The organism is Sphingomonas sp. (assembly GCF_030145815.1).
Lineage (GTDB): Bacteria > Pseudomonadota > Alphaproteobacteria > Sphingomonadales > Sphingomonadaceae > Sphingomonas.
This window is the reverse complement of record NZ_JAIXHL010000004.1, coordinates 131,992-155,647: the sequence shown is the minus strand read 5'-3', so window position 1 is coordinate 155,647 and position 23,656 is coordinate 131,992. Positions and strand designations below refer to the sequence as shown.

Annotated in this window: 25 protein-coding genes; 19 read left to right on the top strand and 6 right to left on the bottom strand. The window is 67.4% G+C overall.

Annotation, left to right across the window (positions count from 1 at the left end):
- Nucleotides 1–19 precede the first annotated feature (19 nt).
- Entirely contained in the window at nucleotides 20–397 is a 378-nt protein-coding gene (locus tag KYX69_RS05250; protein ID WP_300494722.1) for a hypothetical protein, read from the bottom strand.
- A 104-nt stretch (nucleotides 398–501) separates the two neighbouring features.
- Nucleotides 502–1,806 carry a type VI secretion protein ImpB gene (locus tag KYX69_RS05245; RefSeq protein ID WP_300494577.1) on the bottom strand — a complete coding sequence of 435 codons (1,305 nt, stop codon included), beginning with the start codon at nucleotides 1,804–1,806 and terminating at the stop codon, nucleotides 502–504.
- A 455-nt stretch (nucleotides 1,807–2,261) separates the two neighbouring features.
- Between KYX69_RS05245 and KYX69_RS05240 the strand changes: the two genes are divergently transcribed.
- Genes KYX69_RS05240 through KYX69_RS05225 form a run of 4 tightly spaced genes read left to right on the top strand, consistent with a single transcriptional unit; the run spans nucleotide 2,262 to nucleotide 5,864 of the window.
- A complete protein-coding gene (locus KYX69_RS05240; protein WP_300494573.1) occupies nucleotides 2,262–3,185 on the top strand; it encodes a hypothetical protein in 924 nt (307 codons plus the stop codon).
- Between the two features lie 5 nt (nucleotides 3,186–3,190).
- The gene (locus tag KYX69_RS05235; RefSeq protein ID WP_300494570.1) at nucleotides 3,191–3,460 is read left to right on the top strand and encodes a PqqD family protein; all 270 of its coding nucleotides are present in this window, start codon (nucleotides 3,191–3,193) and stop codon (nucleotides 3,458–3,460) included.
- A gap of 8 nt (nucleotides 3,461–3,468) precedes the next feature.
- Nucleotides 3,469–3,897 carry a lasso peptide biosynthesis B2 protein gene (locus KYX69_RS05230; protein ID WP_300494568.1) on the top strand — a complete coding sequence of 143 codons (429 nt, stop codon included), beginning with the start codon at nucleotides 3,469–3,471 and terminating at the stop codon, nucleotides 3,895–3,897.
- Nucleotides 3,894–5,864: an asparagine synthase-related protein gene (locus KYX69_RS05225; RefSeq protein ID WP_300494566.1), complete on the top strand. Its 1,971-nt coding sequence runs from the start codon at nucleotides 3,894–3,896 to the stop codon at nucleotides 5,862–5,864. The genes KYX69_RS05230 and KYX69_RS05225 overlap by 4 nt, the downstream gene beginning before the upstream one ends.
- 30 nt (nucleotides 5,865–5,894) lie before the next feature.
- Here the strand turns inward: KYX69_RS05225 and KYX69_RS05220 are convergent, their stop codons facing one another.
- The 4 genes from KYX69_RS05220 to KYX69_RS05205 all read right to left on the bottom strand — a co-directional run bounded on the left by KYX69_RS05220 (nucleotide 5,895) and on the right by KYX69_RS05205 (nucleotide 7,735).
- Nucleotides 5,895–6,104, bottom strand: a complete 210-nt coding sequence (locus KYX69_RS05220; RefSeq protein WP_300494564.1) for a hypothetical protein — start codon at nucleotides 6,102–6,104, stop codon at nucleotides 5,895–5,897.
- A 71-nt stretch (nucleotides 6,105–6,175) separates the two neighbouring features.
- Nucleotides 6,176–6,964 (bottom strand): phytanoyl-CoA dioxygenase family protein, encoded by a 789-nt coding sequence (locus tag KYX69_RS05215; protein WP_300494563.1) that lies wholly within the window; start codon nucleotides 6,962–6,964, stop codon nucleotides 6,176–6,178.
- A 65-nt stretch (nucleotides 6,965–7,029) separates the two neighbouring features.
- Nucleotides 7,030–7,527, bottom strand: coding sequence for a DNA-deoxyinosine glycosylase (locus KYX69_RS05210; RefSeq protein ID WP_300494561.1), 498 nt, complete (start codon nucleotides 7,525–7,527; stop codon nucleotides 7,030–7,032).
- Between the two features lie 34 nt (nucleotides 7,528–7,561).
- Nucleotides 7,562–7,735, bottom strand: coding sequence for a type II toxin-antitoxin system VapB family antitoxin (locus KYX69_RS05205; protein WP_300494559.1), 174 nt, complete (start codon nucleotides 7,733–7,735; stop codon nucleotides 7,562–7,564).
- Nucleotides 7,736–7,900: 165 nt separating this feature from the next.
- Between KYX69_RS05205 and KYX69_RS05200 the strand changes: the two genes are divergently transcribed.
- From KYX69_RS05200 to murB, 15 genes are all read left to right on the top strand, one after another.
- Nucleotides 7,901–8,893 (top strand): cysteine synthase A, encoded by a 993-nt coding sequence (locus KYX69_RS05200; protein ID WP_300494558.1) that lies wholly within the window; start codon nucleotides 7,901–7,903, stop codon nucleotides 8,891–8,893.
- A gap of 50 nt (nucleotides 8,894–8,943) precedes the next feature.
- Nucleotides 8,944–9,261 carry a hypothetical protein gene (locus KYX69_RS05195; RefSeq protein WP_300494556.1) on the top strand — a complete coding sequence of 106 codons (318 nt, stop codon included), beginning with the start codon at nucleotides 8,944–8,946 and terminating at the stop codon, nucleotides 9,259–9,261.
- A gap of 384 nt (nucleotides 9,262–9,645) precedes the next feature.
- Entirely contained in the window at nucleotides 9,646–10,116 is a 471-nt protein-coding gene (locus KYX69_RS05190; protein ID WP_300494554.1) for a division/cell wall cluster transcriptional repressor MraZ, read from the top strand.
- 53 nt (nucleotides 10,117–10,169) lie between these two features.
- Entirely contained in the window at nucleotides 10,170–11,075 is a 906-nt protein-coding gene (rsmH, locus tag KYX69_RS05185) for a 16S rRNA (cytosine(1402)-N(4))-methyltransferase RsmH (RefSeq protein WP_300494720.1), read from the top strand.
- Nucleotides 11,038–11,685 (top strand): hypothetical protein, encoded by a 648-nt coding sequence (locus KYX69_RS05180; protein ID WP_300494552.1) that lies wholly within the window; start codon nucleotides 11,038–11,040, stop codon nucleotides 11,683–11,685. The genes rsmH and KYX69_RS05180 overlap by 38 nt, the downstream gene beginning before the upstream one ends.
- Nucleotides 11,682–13,424 carry a penicillin-binding protein 2 gene (locus KYX69_RS05175; protein ID WP_300494544.1) on the top strand — a complete coding sequence of 581 codons (1,743 nt, stop codon included), beginning with the start codon at nucleotides 11,682–11,684 and terminating at the stop codon, nucleotides 13,422–13,424. Before KYX69_RS05180 ends, KYX69_RS05175 begins: the two co-directional genes overlap by 4 nt.
- Nucleotides 13,421–14,836, top strand: coding sequence for a UDP-N-acetylmuramoyl-L-alanyl-D-glutamate--2,6-diaminopimelate ligase (locus KYX69_RS05170; RefSeq protein WP_300494541.1), 1,416 nt, complete (start codon nucleotides 13,421–13,423; stop codon nucleotides 14,834–14,836). The genes KYX69_RS05175 and KYX69_RS05170 overlap by 4 nt, the downstream gene beginning before the upstream one ends.
- Nucleotides 14,833–16,209, top strand: coding sequence for a UDP-N-acetylmuramoyl-tripeptide--D-alanyl-D-alanine ligase (gene murF, locus KYX69_RS05165; protein WP_300494538.1), 1,377 nt, complete (start codon nucleotides 14,833–14,835; stop codon nucleotides 16,207–16,209). Before KYX69_RS05170 ends, murF begins: the two co-directional genes overlap by 4 nt.
- The gene (gene mraY, locus KYX69_RS05160) at nucleotides 16,209–17,279 is read left to right on the top strand and encodes a phospho-N-acetylmuramoyl-pentapeptide-transferase (RefSeq protein WP_300494537.1); all 1,071 of its coding nucleotides are present in this window, start codon (nucleotides 16,209–16,211) and stop codon (nucleotides 17,277–17,279) included. The genes murF and mraY overlap by 1 nt, the downstream gene beginning before the upstream one ends.
- Nucleotides 17,276–18,673: a UDP-N-acetylmuramoyl-L-alanine--D-glutamate ligase gene (gene murD, locus KYX69_RS05155; protein WP_300494535.1), complete on the top strand. Its 1,398-nt coding sequence runs from the start codon at nucleotides 17,276–17,278 to the stop codon at nucleotides 18,671–18,673. Before mraY ends, murD begins: the two co-directional genes overlap by 4 nt.
- Complete coding sequence (locus KYX69_RS05150) at nucleotides 18,670–19,899, top strand: FtsW/RodA/SpoVE family cell cycle protein (protein WP_300494534.1); 1,230 nt, start codon at nucleotides 18,670–18,672, stop codon at nucleotides 19,897–19,899. The genes murD and KYX69_RS05150 overlap by 4 nt, the downstream gene beginning before the upstream one ends.
- Entirely contained in the window at nucleotides 19,896–21,071 is a 1,176-nt protein-coding gene (gene murG, locus KYX69_RS05145) for an undecaprenyldiphospho-muramoylpentapeptide beta-N-acetylglucosaminyltransferase (protein ID WP_300494531.1), read from the top strand. The genes KYX69_RS05150 and murG overlap by 4 nt, the downstream gene beginning before the upstream one ends.
- A 52-nt stretch (nucleotides 21,072–21,123) precedes the next feature.
- Nucleotides 21,124–22,554: a UDP-N-acetylmuramate--L-alanine ligase gene (gene murC, locus KYX69_RS05140; protein WP_300494529.1), complete on the top strand. Its 1,431-nt coding sequence runs from the start codon at nucleotides 21,124–21,126 to the stop codon at nucleotides 22,552–22,554.
- Nucleotides 22,551–22,745 carry a hypothetical protein gene (locus KYX69_RS05135; protein WP_300494527.1) on the top strand — a complete coding sequence of 65 codons (195 nt, stop codon included), beginning with the start codon at nucleotides 22,551–22,553 and terminating at the stop codon, nucleotides 22,743–22,745. Before murC ends, KYX69_RS05135 begins: the two co-directional genes overlap by 4 nt.
- Nucleotides 22,718–23,638 (top strand): UDP-N-acetylmuramate dehydrogenase, encoded by a 921-nt coding sequence (murB, locus tag KYX69_RS05130; protein WP_300494526.1) that lies wholly within the window; start codon nucleotides 22,718–22,720, stop codon nucleotides 23,636–23,638. Before KYX69_RS05135 ends, murB begins: the two co-directional genes overlap by 28 nt.
- The last annotated feature ends 18 nt before the right edge of the window (nucleotides 23,639–23,656 follow it).

Here is a 23,656-nt window from a genome sequence, read left to right as displayed (position 1 = left end):
GGATGGATTGGTGCGGCGCTTAGCCCTTGCAGGTCAGCGTGCCCTTGCCCGGGATTTCGACGGTGGCCGATTCCGGGGTGCCGGTCAGCTTCCAGCCGCCCTCGGCGGTGAAGGGCTGGCCTGCTTCCGGCGCGGTCAGGCGAGTCTTGGTGCCGCCCTTTTCGGTGGCGACGGTGACCAGCTTGTCCTGGTTGAAGAATTCGACGAACACGAGCGCATTGCCCGGCTGGCAGCGCATCGATACGGTCGCCTTGATCGACGGCGGCAGTTCGACCGGCGCGGCGTTCGCAAGCTGCGATTCCATCGGATCGGGTGCGCGTTCGCTGATCACTTCGGGTTCGGGGTTACAGGCGGACAGCGCGAGCAGCGCGACCGCGGCGGCGGGGAGGAGACGCATGTTCATAGCAGGACTTTCCTTTGCGCACGCAGCATCGGGGGTCAAGATATAACGGATAACAGACATCCAACGCATATTGCGTCGCATCGATACAATATCCCGTCTCATTCGTGGAATTCGTCCAGATCGGGGATGCGGCCAAAGGCGATCTTGGTACCGACGCGGTCGGTGCGGCTGCCGTCCATCGGCCCGACCGAGACGGCATGGCGGCCGAACTTCTCGTTGATCCGGTCCATCGCCTTGCTGAGCGAGAGGGTGCGGGTTTCGCGGGCGAGGGGGTCGTCGGGGTCGAGCGCGGCGAACAGTGAGTCCTGGGCCGCGCCGACGGGGGCGATTTCGGAGAGGGTGACGCCGATCATGCGGATCGCGAAGCCGCCGGGGCGGGTTCGACCGGCGGCGGCGAGGCGGGGGAAGATGGCGTCGAGCGCGGCGAGGATCGCGAAACTGTCCTGCGTCGCGGGGAGCTTCATCGAGGTGCGCCAGACCGATTTGTCATCCTCGAACTTCGCGTGGAGCACCAGCAGGCGGCTGACATAGTCCTTGCGCCGCAGCCGGGCGGCGCATTTGAGGGCGAGGCGGCGGGCGGTGAGGCGGACGGGCTCGAGGCCGCGCTTGCGCGGGCTGAGCACGTGGCTGTGACCGATGGTGCGGTTCTGCGTCGGCTTTTCGGGCAGGTCGAAGCCGTGGAGCAGATACCAGAGCCGGTCGCCATTGACCCCGCCCCAGGCAGAGCCAGCATCGCGCGGACGACGTTCGCACAGCTGGCCGATGTCCAGGATGCCCTGTTGCGCAAGGCGCTTTTCCATCTTGGCGCCGATGCCGGCGATGTCGCGCAGCTTCAACGTGAAGAGGCGGTCGGGCAGCTGCTCCTGCGTCAGCACGGTCAGGCCGTCGGGCTTTTCCATGTCGCTGGCGAGCTTGGCCAGCAGGCGGTTGGGGGCGATGCCGACCGAACTGGTGAGGCATTCGCCGACATTGGCGATGATCCCGGCCTTGATCCGCCGGGCGAGCGCCATCGCCTGTTCGGGGCTGTTTTCATTGTCGAGCAGGCGGCAGGCGACTTCGTCGATCGAGCAGACCGCGGTGACCGGGATGTGCCGCCAGATTTCGGCGACGATCGCCTCATGGAACTCGACATATTTCGCGTGCTGGCCGGGGGTGACGATCAGGTCGCGGCACAGGCGCTTTGCCTCCCACACCGGGGTGCCGGTGCGGATGCCGTATTGCTTGGCCTGGACCGAGGCAGCGATGGCGACGGTGGTGTCGCTGTCGACCGGGGCAACGATGATCGGACGGCCGCGCAGGTCGGGGTTCAACTGCTGCTCAACCGCCGCGAAATAGCTGTTGAGGTCGAGATACAGCCAGCGCAGCGGACGGGGCGGAAGATCGAGGAATGCCGGGTCGGCCATGGCGGAACAATAAAGGAACGCGCGGGCAGAGTCACGCGGCGGAAGTTTACACTGGCTTTACACTATCGCGATGGTCTTGCGGGGCCGAAAAGGCGTGTTCGTCCAGATCGTTGCGCACGTGGGCGGGGGGATTCGGGCGGTTCACAGAGCGGGCCGGGGCCGGGTGCGAGGATATGCCGGATCGGGGCGTGTAGGAAAGCATTTTGTGGGGCTGGTCAGCGGGGGCGGTGCTGAGTAGCGTTGGGGGATGACGACGGGGCATGTGAACACGGGGCCGCTGGAGGCGCTGGTCGCGACCGGCGCGGCGCGGCGCGACGAGGCGAGCCGGGGATATTATCTGCCGCGCTGACGCTGACGCTGACGCTGACGCTGTGGCGGGGGTGGCGTGGCGTGGTGTGGGCGTGGGCTCTTGTGCATCGCTGTGCGATCCGGCACGCGGGGCGGACGGGGGTATCGTGCACCATTATCGAATCGGCGAACTGCACGTGCGGTCTGACATCCCCCTTGTGGCGGCGGATGCGGTGCCGGTGGCGGCGAGGGATAGCGTGGACGTCGCGATCGTGGTGCGCGATGCGGCCGCGCCGGGCGCGGTGGTGCCGCGCGCGGGCGCCTGGCCCGACGCGACGGCGGACGATTTCGGGTTCAACGCGATGCCGGGCCTAACCTTTCGCATCACCGGCGGGCGGCGGATCGAGATTGCGCGGGCGGCGTCGGTCGACGATGCCGATGTGCTGCTGTACCTGACCGGATCGGCGTGGGGCGTGTTATGCTATCAGCGCGGATGGTTGCCGCTGCATTGTAGTGCGGTGGCGGTGGGGGCGCGCGCGGTGGCCTTTACCGGGGTGTCGGGCGCGGGCAAATCGACGCTGACCGCCGGGATGGCGCAGCGGGGCTGGCCGTTGCTGTGCGACGATACGTGCGTGGTCGATCCGGCCGACCCGCGGATGATCGTGCGCGGGGCACCGAAGGAAACGAAGCTGTGGCGCGACGCCATCGACGCGCTGGGGCTGACGCCCGGCGCGGCGGTGGGGAACCGGCTGCAGCGCGACAAATATTATGCGCCGCGCACCGCCGGGCCGGTACCGGACGCTGCCGGGCTGGCGGTGATCTATATCCTGGGCTGGTCGGAGGATGGCGACGCGGCGATTGCCCCGGTCACGGGGGCGGAGACGGTGGCGCAGCTGTATCAGGCGCTGTACCGGGCGGAATGGGCGCTGATGCTGCGCGATGCCCCGGCATTGTTTGCGCAGGTGGCGCAGATGGCGGGGCAGCTGCGCGTGTTCCGATTTGACCGGCCGCGCGATTTTGCACGGTTCGACGCGGGGCTGGCGCTGTTGCAGGCGCATATGGTGGAACAGGTCGGGGCAGGGACGGAATGACAGACATGGGCAATCGATCGCTCCGCCGTGGCACGGATTTCATCGAATCGAACGTGGATGGGGAAACCGTCCTGCTCCAGCTGTCGACCGGGCGGGTCTATGCGCTGGCGGGACCGGCGGCGGCATCCTGGGCTGCGTTTGCCGAGCCGGTGACCCTCGACGGTGCCGTGGCCCGGTTGCAGAAGCAGTTCGACGTCGATGCGGCGACGTGCGCGGCCGATCTGCGCGCGTTCGTGACCGAGATGTGCGATCTGGGCTTTCTTGTTGCCGAATGATGCGCCGTGTGGGCGATTTCATGTGCACGCTGGCGCTGGCCGGGGAAGCGGCGGTGCTGCTGACGGTGGCGCATGCGCTGACGCGCCGGGTGACCTATCGGCGCTGGAGCCGCCTGCTCGGCACGGCGGGCGGCGTTGGCGGCGCGATTGCGGCCGACGCAGACCGGGTGCGCGCGGCGCGGGTCGGGCGCATCATCGACCGGGTCGCCGATCGGCACCCGTGGCGTCCGGTGTGCCTGCCGCGCGCGATGTGCGGGCGGTGGATGCTCAACCGGCGCGGGGTGGCGAACACGATGTTCGTCGGGGTGGAGCCGGAGGCACGCGCGGGCGCAAAGCGGATGCTGCATGCCTGGCTGGTGGTCAGTGGTGTGACCGTGACGGGGCGGATCACTGACCGCGACATCCGACCGATCGCGCGGTTCGGCGACGCTGAATGAGCGGGATTGCGCTGCTGTTCCGGCGTGATGGCGGAGAGGCATTGCGTGCCGATGCCGAGCGGATCGCGCGCGGGCTGCACATGCATGGACGGCGCCGTGCGAGCGTGACGATGATGGGGCCGGTGGCGCTGGTCCATACGCTGTTCGCCCCGACGCCGCAGGATGCCGAGTTCGACCAGCCGGCGCGCGCGCCGGGCGGGCGCTTTGCGGTGCTGTTCGACGGGCGGATCGACAATCGCGCGGCGCTGGCGGCGGAGCTGGGGATTGCGTCCGGGCCGCTGGGGACGATGGCCGATGCCGAGCTGGCGCTGCGGAGCTGGCAGGCATGGGGCGAGGCGGCGCTCGACCGCTGGGTCGGCGAGTTTGCGGCGATCGTCTGGGATGCGGAGCGGCACACGGCGCTCGCCGCGCGTTCGCCGTTCGGGCATCGGCCGCTGAACTATCATCTTCGCCCCGACCGGCTGGTGATCGCGTCGATGCCGAAGGGGCTGCACGCACTGCCCGATATTCCGCGAGCGGTGGACCGGCAGAAGATCGCGGATGCGCTGTGCCAGCTGCACACCGACAGCGCGCGCAGCTATTTCGAGGGGATATGCCGCGTGCGACCGGGCGGCGTGATCGAGGTGGGCGCGGGGCGGGTCGAGACGCGGCGCTATTACGACTTGGCGGCGCGGGTGAAGCCGGTGCGCTATGCGCGCGACGCGGACTATGTCGAAGCGGGGCGCGCGCTGTTCGATCAGGCGGTGGCGGCGTGCCTGCGGTCGAGCGGGCCGGTCGGCGCGTTTCTGAGCGGTGGGCTGGATTCGGCGGCGGTGGCGGTGACCGCGGCGCGGCAGATGGGTCCCGGCGCGCGGCTCCCCACCTTTACCTGGGTTCCCGAAGCCGGGTGGGACGGTAAGGTCGGCAATGGCGGCTATGGCGATGAGCGCCCCTATGTCGAGGCGATCGCGGCGCAGCATCCGGCGTTGCAGCCGCACTTCGTGGATGTGGCCGGCTCCGGGTTTTTGACCGGACAGGATGCGTTGTTGCAGGCGGCGGAGCTGCCCGTGCGCAATGTCGCCAATTCCTACTGGTTCCAGGCGATCATGGCGCAGGCCAGGGATCAGGGCATTGCGGTGATGCTGGACGGTACGTTTGGCAATTTCACACTGAGCCGGGCGGGAGAAGATATCTTCCTGTACCTGTGGCAGCAGCGGGCGTGGCGCGCGCTGAACCGGGAGCTGGGTGCAGACGGGCGCTCGGCCACGGGACGGCTGCGGCGACTGGCGTCCGAGGTGATCGTGCCGCTGGGTCCACGCTGGCTGCGCGACCTGCGTGACCGGCGGCGCGGCGACGATGACGACACGCGCTGGCAGCATATCAACATGGCGCGCGCGTCGGTGGCCGAGGCGATGAATACGCGGCAGCGCGGGATCGATACCGGGACCCCCTTCTTCACCGCCGGGCCGCTGATGACGGTCGACCTGTTTCGCTGGATGATGATCGATCACGGTGCGTCGGACCTGGGCGAATCACTCGCGGGACTGACGGCGCTGCACGGCGTCGAGATGCGTGACCCGTTTGCTGACCGCCGGATCGTCGAATGGACGATGGGGCTGCCCGAGGATCAATTCTATCGCAACGGCGTGGATCGCTGGCTGATGCGGCGGATGGTCGACGGCATGCTGCCCGACAGCGTTCGGACCAACCGGCGGCGTGGCATCCAGAGCTGTGACTGGCATCTGCGCATGACGCGCGACCTGCCCCGCTATCGGGCGGAAGTCGAAGCAATGGGTGATGACGCGGATATGGCGGAAATGATCGATGTCGATCGGCTGCGCGATATGATCGATGCCTGGCCGGACCAGTCGATCACCGATTCACGCGATCCCCGGCGCTCGGCGTTGCCGGTTTTGTTGCCCCTGGCGCTCCAGGTCGGGCGCTTCGTTCTCCGGGTCAAGGGGAGCAACCGCCTTGACCCGGTGTAAACGGGCGTCGCGCTGACGCGACGCGGACGATCAGGAGGGCGGGCCGGTGTTGGGGCCGAAGCCGTCGTTAATCGGTGTGGAGGACGACGGCATCGTCGCCTCCTCAATCGCGCCGAGGTGCTGGACGACCGGTGCGGTCCAGATGCCCTTCGGCGCAGTCTGGTCCTGCGCGTCGCTGTCGATCATGTGATTCTCCCAGTTGAACGCACCTTGCTTGCCGCCAGAAATGCTGCGCAGCAACAATCATTTCGGATTTGTAATCAGTTTGGGTTGCAAAGGCTCACGCGCCGGGGCGGTCGACCGATTTGCACTTACATAACATCCGCCCGGCTAAAGCGCGCCTGCCACCGTGGCTTCCAACCCTCGAACACCGTGCGCGCGACGTTGAGCTTGCGATAATCTTTCGCCTCGGGCGGGTCGATTTCGACCCACCATTCGCGGCTCAGCGCGCTGAAGATCACCGGGCGCGGGGCGGTGCCGTGGTTGGCGAGGCCGGTATGGTAGATGCGATAATCCCACAGGATCGCGCTGCCAGGGTGAACGGTGGGGGCAAGGTCGTGCGGAGTGGTGGGCGGCTCGGTCGCGCCCGAGCGATGGCTGGCGCGCCAGAAGGCGGTGCGGCCGCTGGTTTCGTCCATGGTGACGAGCGGGACCGCGAAGGCGAGCGCGAAGGGGGGCAGGAGGCGGTCGAGCCCCTCGCGCGGGTAGAGCCAGGCGTCGCGATGCGCGGTCTGATCGGGCGCGCCGGGGACGGCGACGAGCAGGCCGACCGAGTCGACCTTGAACGCCTCGTCCAGCAACTCGGTGGCGATGTGCGCGACCGACTTGGGGAGGAGGATGGCGGGATCGGCGAGCGTGCCGTCGACCAGCAAGGGAATTGTGTGCCGGCCGACATAGGGACCGAAATATTTGCTGCGGTCGGGCTGTGCCATGTCGGGGTGGCGCGCGGCGATTTCGGCGCTGCACGCAGCCACCAGCGCGGGGTCGATCAGGTCGTCGAGCACCACCACGCCGTCGCGGCGCAGGATCGCGATCGCCTCGGCGACGGCTGTTGCTCGGTCGGTGCCGGGCGCGAAGGAGACCCGGTTATCGCTGCTCATCTGTTTCCCCTGCCCGAACTGCGCGCAGCTTTGCTGGCGTGGCGGCGCTTTTGCAAGCTGGGGTGTCAGGCGAGGAAGGGGCGCAGGGCGTGCCAGGCGGGGAGCTTGGCGGGCAGGCCGATGGTGTGGAGCGGGCTGGACGAGGGGAGGGCGAGAATGGTCCAGCGCGATGCATGCGCGCCGAGCTGGCGCAGGCCGAGGCGGTGGGCGGTGGCGCCGTTGAAGGCGATGGCGGCGAGATCGGGCAGGCTGGCGGCGAGGGTGGCGAGGTCGTTGGGCTCGGCGTTGGCGATGGCCGCGTCGCTGCTGCCCGTGCGCGTGGCGCTGGCGACGGCGTCCCACAGGCCGATCCGGGCTTCGAGGAGCGCGGCGAGGCGGGCTTCGTAGGGGAGGGCGGGGAGGTCGGCGCGGTCGATGACGGCGGCGATCAGGCGCCAGAACTGGTTCTGCGGGTGGGCGTAATATTGCCGTGCGGCGAGGCTGCGCTCACCGGGCAGGCTGCCGCAGATGAGGACGCGGGTGCGGGGGTCGGCGACGGGTGGGAAGCTGGCCTTGCGGATCATGCTGCGGGGGTGATGTCGGTGTGGATGAAGAGTGTCACCGCAATTGTGTAGCTGGATCGATTGAACGACCGGACTCGTGCATCATCCGTTCGCTCATGCTCTGAAGCGCTTCCTTGACCACCTGATTGACAGGCTTGGCATCGAGCCTGGCCAATTCTCGAGCCAGCGCGACAACTTCTGGATTTTTGATGTTTATCCGCTTTGTCACCGCATCCTCTGTGCGAGGGATATGCCGTCAGCGTGTATAGCCAATAGGCAGCATTCGCGCCACGCCCAACTTGGTTCGCACTGCAACGGGAGGTGAAGCCCGCAGCGATGGCGGCATAGTTTCGCTTGCTTGCGGCGCGGCGGGGGCAGTGCCTATGTTCCGGCCATGAAAGTTGCACAGGATACCATCGCGCTGATCGGCAACACCCCGCTCGTCCGGCTGAAAGGGCCGAGCGAAGCCGCCGGGTGCGACATTTTCGGCAAGTGCGAATTCGCCAATCCCGGGGCAAGCGTGAAGGATCGCGCGGCGCTGTTCATCGTCGAGGATGCCGAGGCGCGCGGGCTGATCCAGCCGGGCGGGACGATTGTCGAGGGGACGGCGGGCAATACCGGGATCGGCCTGGCGCTGGTCGCCAATGCCAAGGGCTACAAGACGATCATCGTCATGCCCGAGACGCAGAGCCGCGAGAAGATGGACACGCTGCGCGCGCTGGGCGCGGAGCTGGTGCTGGTGCCGGCGGCGCCTTACTCCAATCCTGGGCATTTCGTGCACACGTCGCGCCGCATCGCCGAGGAGACGCCCAACGCGATCTGGGCGAACCAGTTCGACAATATCGCCAACCGCCGCGCGCATATTGTCGGGACGGCGGAGGAGATCTGGACCCAGATGGAGGGGCGGATCGATGGGTTCACCTGCGCCGCTGGCACCGGGGGCACGATTGCGGGCGTGGGCCTGGGCCTCAAGGAAAAGGACGAGAAGGTCCGCATCGCACTGAGCGATCCGCATGGTGCGGCGCTGTATAACTATTACGCGCATGGCGAGTTGAAGGCCGAGGGGGCGTCGGTGGCCGAGGGGATCGGGCAGGGGCGGATCACCGCGAACCTGGAAGGCGCGCCGATCGATACGCAGTTCCGCATCGGTGACGATGAGGGAATGGAGTGGGTCCGCCGGTTGTTGGCCGAGGAAGGGCTGTGCCTGGGCCTGTCATCGGGGATCAATGTCGCAGGTGCGGTAGCGCTGGGGCGTGAATTGGGTCCAGGCGCCCGGGTTGCGACGATCCTGTGTGATACGGGATTTCGTTATCTTTCAACGCTTTACAACCCGGAATGGCTGCGACTCAAGGGGTTGCAGGTGCCTGAGCGGCTCGATCGCGGATAAAGCAACCGACAAAAGGGGGTTCGACAATCGGCTGTTAAGGCGTTACATTTATGCCACAGCTTATGAAATCGATGCCCAGCGATCCACACTCCAGTATGCAGCGGGTCCGCGTCGGACTGACCGGACTTGCCACCGTGATGCTGCTGATGGGTGTCGCCAGCGCGATCTTTACGTCGGCGCGCGACGAGGCGCCCGTGGTGGCCGAGGGCGCGCCCAAGCCGGAAGTGGTCGCCAACATGACCGAAGGCATGGTCACAAACAGCGCGGCCGAGCCCAAGGACGAACCGATCGCCGAACTCGGCATCGCGCCGCGCACCGCAGAATCCCCCGAACCCGAGCTCACGCCAGCCCCAGTCGACGGGGAATGAGCGCCGCCTGCCCGCGACTCCGCGCCGCATCGCGGGAATTTCCGGGAATTGCCGCCACTGTCCGCCTGTCCCGCCCCAACGGCGGCGGATCGACCCATTTTGCCCAGCCATCCGGATGGAACAGAAGGTGTTCACTTAACGAATGAAGTGAAAACAGCGGTAACCCGAGGCATTAATTGGGGCAAATTCCCGCGAAATCCCGAGTTCAGGCATTGAAAACCCGGACTGCTTGCGATAGGCCAGCGGTTAACAGGGTAACCTTTATCGTCGGCCATCATGGGTCCGGGGCGCGCGATGGCGCGCCGCGACAGGCGGAGAGGCGTGCCCGGGAGGCAAGGGGCAAGGGTGGCACGCAGCGGCTACAGAGGGGTTGGCTTACAGCTGGTGGACGACAAGGGTCGTGTCGCCATCCCCGCGGGCCTGCGCGCGACGCTGGAGAAGAACAGCGGTCACCCGACCGACAGCAAGGACGCCCGGGTCGCGATCCTGTCCACCCATGAGACCGACAAGTGCCTGGTCGCCTATGACGAGCCCTTCTTTGACGCCCTGATGGAGCGGCTCGACGCGCGCGCGACCGAGTTTGCCGGCGATCGCGGTCAGGCCGACGCTAATATCTGGCGCGACGGCGTTGGGACGAGCGAGAATATCGCGTTCGACCCGTCGGGCCGCTTCGTGCTGCCGGGGATGCTGGGGCACCTCGCGGGGATTCCCAAGGGCAGCTACGCCTTCTTCATGGGCGTCGGCGCGACGATCGAGTTGTGGAACCCGCGCACCTTGCTCGACCACCCGACCATCTCCGAACAGATCAAGGCGGCGTGCCGATACTGCCTGGACGAGAAGGGGGTGACGCTGTGACCGCGCCCCTGACCCACGACGCCGTTAACCAGGATCGTCCACATATTCCGGTGATGCTGGCCGAGGTGCTCGATGCCCTCGCCATCCAGCCCGGCGAGCGCCATGTCGATGGGACATTCGGTGCCGGCGGATACACGCGCGCGTTCCTCGAGCGGGGCGCCGAGGTGGCCGCCTTCGATCGCGATCCCGATGCGATCGAAGGCGGTCAAGCCCTTGTAGAAGCGAGCGAAAATCGCCTGATCCTGATCCAGTCGCCCTTCTCCGCGATGGACCGCGAGCTGGACGCGCGCGGCCTGTCGCCGGTCGATGGCGTGACGCTGGATATCGGCGTGTCGTCGATGCAGCTCGACCAGGCGGAGCGCGGTTTCAGCTTTCAGGCGGACGGGCCGCTGGACATGCGAATGGACCAGTCGGGCATGACTGCCGCCCAATTGGTTAACGAAATCAGTGAGTCTGATTTAACCACGATACTGAGGAATTACGGGGAAGAAAAACAGGCCCGACGTGTGGCACAAGCGATTGTGAAGGCACGGCCTCTCGCGCGCACGGGGGACCTGGCAAATGTGGTGCGGCGTGCCCTTGGGTATCGTCCGCATGAGAAGAAGGACCCGGCCACCCGGACCTTCCAGGCGATCCGGATTCACCTCAACCGCGAGCTCGACGAGCTTGAGGAAGGGCTGGTCGCGGCCGAGCGGGCGCTGAAGCCCGGCGGACGGCTGGCGGTGGTGACGTTCCACAGCCTGGAAGACCGGATGGTCAAGAAATTCCTGCGCGAACGCAGCGGGAGCGAGCCGACGGGATCGCGGCATCGCCCGATGGTCGCGGCGGAACAGGCGCCGAGTTTCGAACCGCCCGCAAAGGCGATCCGGGCCGGCGAGGATGAGATTGCGGTGAACCCGCGTGCCCGGTCGGCGACGTTGCGTGTCGCGCGGCGCACGGCGGCACCGGCGTGGCGTTGAGGAGGCGGTGATGGCGATCAAGGCGTTGAGCGGCTTTGGATGGTTTCTGACCGGCGTGGTCGTTGCGCCGGCCTGTTACCTCGTGTCGTCGCAGGTCGCGGCCGAGCGATCGAAGGTCGAGGCGGTCGAGCGCGCGATTGCGAAGGCGCACAAGGATATCCGCGGCCTGGAGACCGAGTTCGACACGCGCGCCAACCTTGCCCAGCTCGAGCGCTGGAATGGTGAGGTGATGCGCTACACCGCGCCGACGCCGCGCCAGTTCCTGGCGAGCGATACCGAGCTGGCGGCGCTGCGCCCGATGGAAGGCGACGGGACCGCCGAGCGTTATGCCGCGATGGTCGTGCCGCAGGGGTTGCCCGAGGTGGTGAGCGGTCCGGACGTGGCGAGCGATGCGGTCGCGGCGGTGAAGCCGGCGGTGGTCGAGAAGGCGGCGCCTGCACCGGTCGCGGTGACGGCTGCTGCCGTGGCCAAGCCCAAGCGCGCGGTGGCACCGGCCCCGGTGGTGGCGAAGGACAAGGCGGTGGCGGCGCTGGATCGCAGCCTGCTTAAGGATTCGAGCTTTGGCGACCTGATGCAGGGCGTCCGCGCGGAAGCGCGTAAATTGCGGTGACGGTGCTGGTCGCCCCTGCGCCGCGGATCCGCACACGCGACGGCAAGGGTGCGTCGCCGATTGCGGTCGCGCATATCCGGCTGATGATCCTGACGCTGCTGTTCGCGGCGGCGTTCGCGGTGATCGTCGGGCGGCTGGCGCTGCTGGCGATGTTTGCCGAGCCGCAGCAGACGCCGAGCGTCAACGCGATGCTGGTCCCGCTGCGCGGCGATCTGGTCGACCGCAACGGCGCGCCGCTGGCGCGCACGATCGACGCCTGGTCGATCGGCGTGCGGCCCGACCGGGTGATCGGCGACAAGACCGCGCTGGCGCAGATGCTGGCAGCGACGTTGCCGGGCAAGAGCGCTGGCGAATATGCCAAGCTGCTCAACAGCAAGGCGAGTTTCACCTATCTCAAGCGGCGCGCGGTGCCGGAATTGGTCGCGGCGGTGCATGCGCTGGGCGAGCCGGGGATCGAGTTCGCGCGCGAGCCGCAGCGGCTGTATCCGCAGGCGACGCTGGCGGCGCACGCGCTGGGCTTTGTCGATGTTGACGGCAAGGGCGTGAGCGGGATGGAGCATATCCTGGACCGCCAGCTGACCGATCCGGCGCAGCGCGGCAAGGCGGTGGCATTGTCGATCGACCTGCGCGCGCAGGCGGCGCTCGACAGCGAGCTCGGCGCGGCGATGGCAAGCTATCAGGCGCGCGGCGCGGCGGGGGTGATCCTGGACGTCGCGACGGGCGAGGTGGTGGCGATGACGTCGCTGCCGACGTTCAACCCCAATAATGTGAAGGGCGCGAATCCCGAGCATTTCCGCAACAATGTGACGCAGAGCGTCTATGAGCTGGGGTCGACCTTCAAGCCGCTGACCATGGCGTTCGCGATCGAGACCGGAATCGCGCCCTCAATGTCCAAGCGCTATGACGCGACCGAGCCATTGCAGGTCGGCGCGTTTCGCATTCGCGACGACCACGCGCAGAAGCGCTGGCTGAACATCCCCGAGACGCTGATCCATTCGTCGAACATTGCGACCGCGCGGATCGCCGACGAGCTGGGCAAGGAGCGGATGGAGGCGATGTTCCGCGGCCTGGGGTTCGACACCAAGGCGCCGATCGAGTTGGGCGGCGTGGCCGGGCCGCTGTGGCCGAAATACTGGGCGCGCACGACGGTGATGACCACCGCCTATGGCCATGGCATCGCGGTGACGCCGCTGCATCTGGCCAGCGCCTATGCCGCGATGGTCAATGGCGGGGTGTGGCGTCCGGCGACGCTGCGCAAGATCGAACCGGGCAAGGCTCCGGCTGGCCGCCGGGTGATTTCGGAAGCGACCAGCGCGCGCATGCGCCAGCTGATGCGCCTGATCGTGACGCATGGCACGGGCAGCAAGGCGGACGCTCCGGGCTATCGCGTCGGGGGCAAGACCGGCACCGCCGAGGTGCCCGGACGCGGCGGATATCAGCGCAACAAGAATGTTTCGACGTTCGCAGCGGCTTTCCCGATGGACGCACCGCGCTATGTGGTGCTCGTGATGCTCGATTCGCCGATCGGAAATGCGCAGTCCGCAGGCCAGTCCACCGCCGGGTGGACCGCGGCCCCCGTCGTCAACCGCGTCGTGATGCGCACCGGCGCGATGCTGGGCGTGGTTCCCGACGAGCGGCGGGATGTGGATGTTTCGGACCTCACCCCGCTGCTGTGGAAGGCGGAGGCGAAGGGCAAGCCCGCCGCCGTGGCTGCGCTCGGCGCGGGGGTGGACGAGTGAAGCTCGCTGACCTGACCGGCGGGGACGAGCAGGACATCGTTACCGGCTTTGCCATCGATCACCGCAAGGTCGCGCCGGGCACTGTGTTCGGCGCGTTCCGCGGCACCCGCTTCAATGGCGAGGACTATATTGCCGAGGCGGTGGCGCGTGGGGCAGTTGCGGTGGTCGCGCGGCCTGAAGTGACGGTGGAGGGCGCCGCGCATATCGCGAGCGACCATCCGCGCACCGAATTTGCCCGGATCGCGGCGCGCTTCTTTGCGCCGTTTCCGGAGACGTCGGTGGCGGTCACCGGAACCAACGGCAAGACATCGACGGTCGAGATGGTGCGGCAATTGTGGCGGATGGCGGGGCATCATGCCGCGTCGATCGGCACGCTGGGCGTCACCACGGCGGGCGAGATGGTGTCGACCGGGCTGACCACGCCGGACGTCGTGACGTTCCTGTCCAATGTCGCGGGACTGGCGCGTGAGGGCGTGACGCATCTGGCGTTCGAGGCATCGAGCCACGGGCTGTCGCAATACCGCACCGAGGGGCTGCCGGTGGCGGCGGCGGCGTTCACCAACCTGAGCCGCGATCACCTCGACTATCACAAGGACATGGCGGATTATCTGACCGCCAAGCTGCGGCTGTTCGCCGATGTGCTCGATCCCGATGGGACGGCGGTGGTGTGGGCGGACGATCCGCATAGCGAGCGGGTGATCGACATTGCCCGGATGCGCGGCAACCGGATCATCACCGTCGGCGAGCATGGCGACACGATCCGACTGGTATCGCGCGAACCGACCCTGCTCGACCAGAAGCTTGAGATTGCGTTTGGCGGTGAAACCTATCGCGTCGGGCTGCCGCTGATCGGGGGCTATCAGGCCGCGAATGCGCTGGTTGCGGCGGGGTTGGTGATCGCGACCGGGGGCGATCCGGCGCAGACCTTTGCCAATCTGGCGCAGCTGCAACCGGTGCGCGGGCGGCTGGAGCGCGCGGCGATCAGCAAGACCGGGGCCCCGGTCTATGTCGATTATGCGCATACGCCCGATGCGATCGAGGCGGCGATTGCGGCGCTGAAGCCGCATGCGGCGGGGCGGCTGATCCTGGTGTTCGGCGCGGGCGGCGACCGCGACCCGGGCAAGCGCGCGCCGATGGGACAGGCGGCGGTGGCGGGTGCGGATCTGGTGATCGTGACCGATGACAATCCGCGCGGCGAGGATGCGGCGTCGATCCGGCGCGACGTGATGAAGGGATCCCCGCAGGCGACCGAGATCGGTGACCGGCGTGCGGCGATCATGGCTGCGGTGGCGGCGGCGGGTCCGGAAGATATCGTGCTGATCGCTGGCAAGGGGCATGAGCAGGGCCAGATCGTGGGGGACATGGTGCTGCCGTTCGACGATGTGAGCGTCGCGCGCGAGGCGGCGGCGTGAGTTCGCTGTGGACCTCCGCTGAAATCGCGGCGGCGACGGGTGGGACGGCTTCGGCGGAGTTTGCGGTCGACGCGGTGGCGTTCGACAGTCGCGAGGTCGGGCCGGGGGCGCTATTTTTTGCGCTGACCGGTGAGACCACCGACGGGCACCGGTTTCTTGACCAGGCCTTTGCCAGCGGGGCGGCGGGGGCGGTGGTGTCGCAGGCGACGGCGCATCCGCATGTCCTGACCGACGATACGATGGCGGCGCTGGAGAATCTGGCGCGGGCCAGCCGTGCGCGGATGGCGGGCGTGGTGATCGGCGTGACCGGATCGGTCGGCAAGACCGGGACCAAGGAAGCGCTGTTCGAGTGCCTCGATCGACCCGAACCGGGGCAGGCACACCGATCGGTCAAGAGCTATAACAACCATACCGGCGTGCCGCTGAGCCTGGCGCGGATGCCGCGCGACACGCGGTTCGGCGTGTTCGAGATGGGGATGAACCATGCCGGCGAGCTGGCCGCGCTGACCCGGATCGTGCGGCCGCATATCGCGATCGTCACCACGATTGCCCCGGCGCACACTGAATTCTTTGACAGCGTCGAGGGGATTGCCGACGCCAAGGGCGAGATTTTCCAGGGGCTGGAGCCGGGCGGGACGGCAATCGTGCCGTTCGACAGCCCGTATCGCGACCGGCTGATCGCCGCCGCACAGCCCTATGCCGCGCGGATCGTGACGTTTGGCCTTGGCAAGGGCGCGGATGTCTGTGCGGTCGAAGTGCTGCACGGTCAGCCAGGCGGGACGTTCGTGACCGCGAAGATCGGGGCCGAAAAGACGCTGAGCTTCACCCTGTCGCAGCCGGGCGATCACTGGGTTGCCAATGCGATGGCGGTGCTGGCGGCAGTGGACGCGGCGGGCGGCGATCTGGAGCAGGCGGGGCTTGCGCTGGGGGAGATGGGCGGGATCGCAGGGCGTGGCGCGCGGTTCGCGGCGAAGGTCGCGGGCGGTGAAGCGCTGGTGATCGACGAAAGTTATAACGCCAACCCGGCATCGATGCGCGCGACGTTGGCGGTGCTGGCGGCAACCCCGGCGACGCGGCGGATCGCGGTGCTGGGCGAAATGCGCGAGCTGGGTGAGCAATCCGGGGACTTTCACGCGGAACTGGCGGAGCCGGTTTTGGGCGCGGGCGTCGAAGCGGTGCTTCTGGTCGGTGAGGGGATGAAGCCGCTCGCGGCAGCGCTTGAGGGGCGGGTCGAATTGGTCCATGTGCCCGACGCCGCTGCGGCGCGCGCGTCGCTGGAGGCGATGCTGCGCGCCGGGGACGCGGTGCTCATCAAGGGTTCGAACGGGGTCGGGCTGTCGCGGGTGGTCGCGGCGCTGGCGGGAAGGGGCTAATGCTGTACGAACTTGCCGAATGGCTGGGCTTTCCGGGCATATTGAACCTGTTCCGGTACCTGTCGTTCCGCACGGGCGCATCGGTCGCGACCGCGCTGTTCATCGGCCTGATCCTGGGGCCGCGCTTCATCGGCTGGCTGCGCGTCCGGCAGGGCAAGGGGCAGCCGATCCGCGCTGACGGACCGCAGAGCCACCTGGCCAAGCGCGGCACGCCGACGATGGGCGGCCTGATGATCCTGACCAGCCTGACGCTGGCGCTGCTGCTGTGGATGGATCTGGCCAACCCCTATATCTGGGCGTGCATCTTCGTGACGCTCGGCTTCGGGATGATCGGGTTCCTCGACGACTATGACAAGGTCCGCAAGGCGAGCACTGCGGGCGTTTCGGGCAAGGTCCGGCTGCTGGGCGAGTTCGCGATCGCGGGCGTCGCGGCGTGGGTGATCACGCTGCAGAACGGGACCATGCTGTATGTGCCGTTCTTCAGCCAGTTCAGCGTCGATCTGGGCTATTTCTACATCGTCTTTGCCGCGTTCACGATCGTGGCGTTCGGCAACGCGGTCAACCTGACCGACGGGCTGGACGGGCTGGCCACCATGCCGGTGATCATCGCGAGCATGGCATTCATGCTGATCGCCTATGTCGTGGGCAACAAGGTGTTCGCGACCTATCTTGGCATTCCGCATGTTGCGGGGGCGGGCGATCTGGCGATCTTCTGTGGCGCGATCGTTGGCGCAGGGTTGGCGTTCCTGTGGTTCAATGCGCCGCCGGCGGCGGTGTTCATGGGCGATACCGGGTCGCTGGCGCTCGGTGGCGCGCTGGGCGCGATTGCCGTCACCACGCATCATGAGCTGGTGCTGGGAATCATCGGCGGGCTGTTCGTGGTCGAGGCGCTGAGCGTCATCATCCAGGTGTTCTGGTACAAGCGCACCGGCAAGCGCGTGTTTCGCATGGCGCCGATCCACCATCATTTCGAGCAGCTGGGCTGGAGCGAGCCGACGGTCGTGATCCGCTTCTGGATCATCGCCTTCGTGCTGGCGCTGGCGGGGCTGGCGACGCTGAAACTGCGGTGATCGTTTCCGCCGCCTGGCGCGGGAAACGCTTTGCGGTACTCGGGCTGGCGCGGTCGGGGGCGGCGAGCGTGCGCGCGCTGCTGGCTGGCGGGGCGCAGGTTACGGCTTGGGATTCGAAGGTTGAGGCCCGGGATGCCTTCTCTCCCTCTCTCCGCTTGCGGGGAGAGGGTCGGGGAGAGGGGGACTCTGCCGCGGGCGATGCACTGGGTGGACAGGCCCCTCTCCCAACCCTCTCCCCTGAAGGGGAGAGGGCTATTGCGTTGGTCGACCCATTGGAGATCGACCTCAGCGGGTTTGCGGGGGTCGTGGTTTCGCCCGGCGTTCCGCTGAATACCCACCCGATCGCCGCCAAGGCACGCGATGCGGGGGTGCCCATCATCGGCGATATCGAACTGTTCGCGCAGGCGCGTTCCGAGCTTCCGGCGCACAAGGTGGTCGGGATTACCGGGACCAATGGCAAGTCAACGACGACGGCGCTGATCCACCATATTCTGGAGAGTGCGGGCATTCCGGCGCGCTTGGGCGGGAATATCGGGTTGCCGATTCTGGGGCAGGAGCCGTTGCCGGAGGGGGGCGTCTATGTGCTGGAGCTGTCGAGCTATCAGATCGACCTGACCCAGAGCCTCGATTGCGAGGTGGCGGTGCTGCTCAACATCACGCCGGATCATCTCGACCGCTATGACGGCTTCGAGGCCTATGCGGCGTCGAAGGCGCGGTTGTTTGCGATGCAGTCGGTCGGGCATGCCGCGATCATCGGGATCGGGGATGAAGCTTCGCAGGGCGTGGCGAAGCAGGTTGCGCGCTCCGGGCGGGCGGAAGACCTGACCAAGATCGCGCCGGGTTTCTGCATGGACCAGTCGCGCTGGCCGGCGCTGCAGGGGCCGCACAATGCGCAGAACGCGCTCGCCGCGATCGCCGCGTGCGAGGCGCTGGGCGTGGGTCAGGCGAGCATCGACCGGGGGCTGGAGAGCTTTCCCGGCCTGCCGCACCGGATGGAGCGGGTTGCGACGCGGAACGGCGTGCTGTTCGTCAATGACAGCAAGGCGACCAATGCTGAGTCCACGGCGCCTGCGCTAGCAGCCTATCCGCGTATTCACTGGATTTTGGGCGGCAAGGCCAAGACTGCGGACCTGGACGCCTGCCGTTCGGGTTTCCCCCATATTGTCCGCGCCTACACGATCGGCGACGCGACCGAGATGTTTGCGGAACTCCTGAAGGACGAGATGCCGGTCGAACGCTCGGGCACACTTTCCGAAGCGGTGCGCGCGGCGGCGGCGAATGCGGTGGCGGGGGAGACGGTGCTGCTGTCCCCGGCCTGCGCGTCATTCGACCAGTTCCGCGATTATGAGGATCGCGGCGAGCAGTTCCGAGCGGCGGTGGAGGCCCTGTCATGACCGACGTGATCCGCGCGACCACCAAGCGCAAACCGCTGCGCGAGCGGTTCGAGGACCAGCTGAGCCGGGGCAGCAAGACGCCGCTGGGCCTGTGGTTCTGGGAAATCGACCGCATCCTGTTGCTGCTCGCATTCCTGCTGATCGGCATCGGGCTGGTCGCGGTGGCGGCGGCGTCGCCGGCGTCGGCGGAGCGCTATTCGGATACGACCAAGCAGTTTGCGTCGATGCATTATTTCTGGCGGCAGGCGCTGTGGATCGGGCTGTCAATTCCGACGCTGCTGATCGTGTCGATGCTGCCGGTCGGGCTGGCGCGGCGTGGGGCGATCCTGGGCACCGCGATTTGCGTGGTGCTGGTCGGGCTTGCTGCGTTTTTCGGTTCGGAGATCAACGGCGCGCGGCGCTGGATCGGCTTTGGCATCGCGTCGTTCCAGCCGTCCGAGTTTCTCAAACCCCTCTATATCGTCACGACTGCCTGGCTGTTGTCGCTCCGCGCCAAGGATGCGAGCCTGCCGGTGATCCCGGTGACGGGCGTGCTGACCGCCGTGATCGCGGTGCTGCTGATGAAGCAGCCCGATTTCGGGCAGACGATGATCTTTGCCGCGGTGTGGGTCGTGCTGTTGATGCTGGCCGGCATTTCGACGCGCGCGATCGGATTTCTGGGCGGTGCGGGCGTGGCCGGGGTGGTCGCGGCCTATCTGTTCTACGACACCGCGCGGACGCGCATCGACAGCTTCCTGTTCCCCGATCCCGAAAAGGCGCAGGCGGAGCATTATCAGACCGACATGGCGCACGCCGTGCTGACCGGGGGCGGGGCGACCGGCACTGGCCCGGGCGGCGGGACGGTCAAGTTCAAGCTGCCCGAGGCGCATACCGACTACATCTTCTCGGTCGTGGGTGAGGAGTTCGGGTTGATCGCGTGCATCGTCATCGCGCTGATCTACCTGGCCATCGTGGTGCGCGTGCTGATCAAGCTGCTGGACGAGGAGGACTCGTTCCGGTTGCTCGCGGCGGCGGGGCTGGCGGCCCAATTCGGGATTCAGGCGGTGATCAACATGGCGGTCAACACCGGCCTTGCCCCCTCCAAGGGGATGACCTTGCCCTTCATTTCCTATGGCGGATCGTCGATGGTGGCATTGTCGATCGGGATGGGACTGCTGCTCGCTTTCACGCGGCGGAACCCGTATCTGAAGCGATCAAGCTATACGGTTCGAGGAAGCAATAAATGACATCGGGACGGCAATACGTCCTCGCCGCCGGGGGCACCGGCGGACATATGGTTCCAGCGGCAGCGCTCGCGGCGGAGCTGATGCGGCGCGGGCACAAGGTCGCGCTGATTTCGGACGAGCGCGGGGTGCGCTTCCCCGACCTGTTCGACGGGATCGAGACGCATGTCGTTCCGGCATCGCGCTTTGCCGGCGGGCCGATCGGGTGGCTGAAGGCGCTGAGTACCATGGCCAAGGGGCGGGCGCAGGCGCGCAAGCTGTATCGCCAGCTGCGCCCGGCGGCGGTGGTGGCGTTCGGCGGATATGCGTCGATGCCCGCGCTGTCGGCGGCATTCGCGGCGAAGGTGCCGACGGTGATCCATGAGCAGAATGCCGTGCTGGGCCGGGTCAACCGGCTGGTCGCGGGCAAGGTGGGGGCGATCGCCACCAGCTATGCCGAGGTGGCGCGGTTGAAGCCGGCTTATGCGGGCAAGACCCATCTGACCGGCAATCCGGTGCGCGAAGCGGTGCTGGAGCTGCGGCTGCGGCCCTATCCGCCGCTGGAGGAGGATGGGATTTTCCGGGTGCTGGTGACGGGCGGGAGCCAGGGCGCGTCGGTGCTGTCGCAGGTCGTGCCCGATGGCCTGGCGCTGCTGCCCGTGCATTTCCGGCGCCGGTTGCAGGTGACGCATCAGGCGCGGGTCGAGGATATCGACGAAGTGCGCCGCAAATATGCCGAGCATGGCATTCCGGCCGAGATCGCGACGTACCTGCCCGACCTGCCCGAGCGGCTGGCCTGGACGCATATCGTGATTGCGCGCGCTGGCGCCTCGACCATCGCCGAGCTGACTGCGGCGGGGCGTCCGGCGATCCTGGTGCCGCTGCCCAGCGCGACCGACGATCACCAGACGGCCAATGCGCGCGAGATCAGCGCGGCGGGCGGGGCGCGGACGATCCCGCAGCGGGCGTTCACGGCGCAGGAACTGGCGAAGCAGATCCAGAAGCTGGGGCTGGACCCCGAGGGGCTGGCGCATGCGGCGGCGTGTGCGCGCAGCGTCGGGCGGCCGGATGCGGTCCGCGACCTGGCCGATCTGGTGGAATCGATCGACGCCGACTGGGCGTCGGCAGGAATGGGGCGCGCCGAACCGGTCAAAACGGTGCGCACCGGTGAAGCGTTCGCGAAGGTGCAGGCATGAAGGGTCCTTCGACAAGCTCAGGACAGGCGACCCCTGTCATCGGAGCAATCCGATGAAAGGCGTCGCCAAGGATATCGGGACGATCCATTTCGTCGGCATCGGCGGGATCGGCATGTCGGGCATTGCCGAGGTCATGCATAACCTGGGCTACAAGGTGCAGGGCAGCGACAGTGCCGAGGGCTATGTCGTCGAGGGCCTGCGCAAGCGTGGGATCGCGATCACCATCGGGCAGAGCGCCGACAATCTGGGCGATGCGGCGGTGGTCGTCACTTCGACCGCGATCAAGCGCGACAACCCGGAAGTGCAGGCCGCCTATGCCGCGCGCATTCCGGTGGTGCGGCGCGCGGAGATGCTGGCCGAACTGATGCGGCTCAAGTCCACCGTTGCGGTGGCGGGGACGCATGGCAAGACCACGACGACGAGCATGATCGCGGCGCTGCTGGATGCGGGCGGGATCGACCCGACCGTGATCAATGGCGGCATCATCAACCAGTACGGCTCCAACGCGCGGCTGGGCGACAGCGAGTGGATGGTGGTCGAGGCCGATGAGAGCGACGGCAGCTTCCTGCGGCTCGATGGCACGATTGCTGTGGTGACCAATATCGATCCCGAGCATCTCGACCACTATGGCAGCTTCGAGCGCGCCAAGGACGCCTATGTCGAGTTTGTCGAGAATGTGCCTTTCTATGGCGCTGCACTGCTGTGCCTCGACCATCCCGAGGTGCAGGCGATCATCCCGCGCGTGCGCGACCGGCGGATCGTGACCTATGGCTTTGCGGCGTCGGCCGACGTGCGCGGGGTGAATGTTCAGCCCTATCCGGGTGGAAACAAGTTCGAGGCGATCATCCGCCATCGCGACGGGACCACGCGGTCGATCGAGGGGATCGACCTGCCGATGCCGGGGCGGCACAATGTCCAGAACGCGCTGGCGGCGATCGGCGTGGCGCTGGAAATGGGCATCGATGATGCGACGATCCAGAACGGCTTTGCCAAGTTTGGCGGGGTCAAGCGGCGCTTTACTAAGGTCGGCGAGATCGCGTTCGATGGGCAGCCGCCGGCGATCGTGATCGACGATTATGGCCATCATCCGGTGGAGATCCGCGCGGTGCTGTCGGCGGCGCGGGAGAGCGCGCAGGGGCGGGTGATCGCGGTGGTTCAGCCGCATCGCTACTCGCGGCTCGGCAATCTGATGGACGACTTTGCGCAGGCGTTCAACGACGCCGACATGGTGCTGGTGACGCCGGTCTATGCCGCGGGAGAAGCGCCGATCGAGGGCGTGAGCGGCGAGGCTTTGGTCGAGCGCACGCTGGCGCGCGGGCACCGGCTGGCGGAGAGCGTCGCCGATGCCGATGCGCTGGCGGCGCGGATCGCGGAAGTCGCGCTGCCGGGCGATCTGATCGTGTGCCTGGGCGCGGGGGACATCACGAAGTGGGCCGCGGGCCTCGCCGAAGCGGTCGACGCCAAGCGGAGCGTGGCGGCATGAGCGACTGGTTCACCCTTGCAACCGATATGCAGCGCGAGATCCTGCGCGCGCAACAGGCGCAGATGGACGCGGCGCAGACGATGCTCGACGCGGGCAAGGACGTCGCGAAGCTGCAGGAGGCGGGGGTGAAGGCCGCCGAGGCGAACCTGTCCTATTGGAAGCAATGGGCAAAGCTGTGGGGGGTGAAGTGAACGCAACGCTTCTCCCCAAGGTACGGGGGAAGCTGACCCCCGACGCGCCGCTGGCGCCGCTCGTCTGGTTCAAGAGCGGCGGGACGGCGGAATGGCTGTTCGAGCCTGCCGATGTCGATGATCTGTGCGATTTCCTGTCGCAGCTCGACCCGGCGGTGCCGGTGATGGCGCTGGGGCTGGGGTCCAACCTGATCGTGCGCGATGGCGGGGTGCCGGGCGTGGTGGTGCGGCTGGGCAAGGCGTTTGCGAAGGTCGAGCGGGTCGATGCAACGACGCTGAAGTGCGGCGGCGGGGCGAGTGGCATTTTGGTTTCATCGAGCGCGCGGGATGCGGGGATTGGTGGCGTCGAATTTCTGCGGTCGATCCCCGGTACCGTGGGCGGGTTCGTGCGGATGAATGGCGGCGCTTATGGGCGCGAGACCAAGGATATCCTCGTCGAATGCGAGGTCGTGCTGCGCTCGGGCGAGCAGGTCACGCTGCCGGTCGATGCGCTGGGTTACACCTATCGCCACTCCGAACTGCCGGAGGGGGCGATTGTGGTCAGCGCGACCTTTCGCGGTGAGCCGGGAGAACCCGCCGCGATCCAGGCGGAGATGGACCGCATCGCCGCTGCCCGCGAGGCGTCGCAGCCGTTGCGCAGCAAGACCGGCGGGTCGACCTTCAAAAATCCCGAGGGCGACAAGGCGTGGCGGCTGGTCGATGCGGCGGGCTGTCGCGGCCTCATGCGCGGCGGGGCGCAGGTGAGCGAGAAGCATACCAACTTCCTCATCAACACCGGGGACGCCACCAGCGCGGATATCGAGGGGCTGGGGGACGAGGTCCGCGCGCGGGTGAAGGCCGCGAGCGGGGTTGAGTTGGAATGGGAAATACAGCGTGTGGGGGTGGTGAAGTGACGAACATGTCGTCGCCCC

Bases quoted from the DNA above. Each gene is read 5' to 3' on its own strand.
- KYX69_RS05250 (WP_300494722.1), bottom strand. From the start codon at position 397: ATGCGTCTCCTCCCCGCCGCCGCGGTCGCGCTGCTCGCGCTGTCCGCC.
- KYX69_RS05245 (WP_300494577.1), bottom strand. From the start codon at position 1,806: ATGGCCGACCCGGCATTCCTCGATCTTCCGCCCCGTCCGCTGCGCTGG.
- KYX69_RS05235 (WP_300494570.1), top strand. From the start codon at position 3,191: ATGGGCAATCGATCGCTCCGCCGTGGCACGGATTTCATCGAATCGAAC.
- KYX69_RS05225 (WP_300494566.1), top strand. From the start codon at position 3,894: ATGAGCGGGATTGCGCTGCTGTTCCGGCGTGATGGCGGAGAGGCATTG.
- KYX69_RS05215 (WP_300494563.1), bottom strand. From the start codon at position 6,964: ATGAGCAGCGATAACCGGGTCTCCTTCGCGCCCGGCACCGACCGAGCA.
- KYX69_RS05210 (WP_300494561.1), bottom strand. From the start codon at position 7,527: ATGATCCGCAAGGCCAGCTTCCCACCCGTCGCCGACCCCCGCACCCGC.
- KYX69_RS05200 (WP_300494558.1), top strand. From the start codon at position 7,901: ATGAAAGTTGCACAGGATACCATCGCGCTGATCGGCAACACCCCGCTC.
- KYX69_RS05195 (WP_300494556.1), top strand. From the start codon at position 8,944: ATGCCACAGCTTATGAAATCGATGCCCAGCGATCCACACTCCAGTATG.
- rsmH (WP_300494720.1), top strand. From the start codon at position 10,170: ATGCTGGCCGAGGTGCTCGATGCCCTCGCCATCCAGCCCGGCGAGCGC.
- mraY (WP_300494537.1), top strand. From the start codon at position 16,209: ATGCTGTACGAACTTGCCGAATGGCTGGGCTTTCCGGGCATATTGAAC.
- KYX69_RS05150 (WP_300494534.1), top strand. From the start codon at position 18,670: ATGACCGACGTGATCCGCGCGACCACCAAGCGCAAACCGCTGCGCGAG.
- murG (WP_300494531.1), top strand. From the start codon at position 19,896: ATGACATCGGGACGGCAATACGTCCTCGCCGCCGGGGGCACCGGCGGA.
- murC (WP_300494529.1), top strand. From the start codon at position 21,124: ATGAAAGGCGTCGCCAAGGATATCGGGACGATCCATTTCGTCGGCATC.
- KYX69_RS05135 (WP_300494527.1), top strand. From the start codon at position 22,551: ATGAGCGACTGGTTCACCCTTGCAACCGATATGCAGCGCGAGATCCTG.
- murB (WP_300494526.1), top strand. From the start codon at position 22,718: ATGGGCAAAGCTGTGGGGGGTGAAGTGAACGCAACGCTTCTCCCCAAG.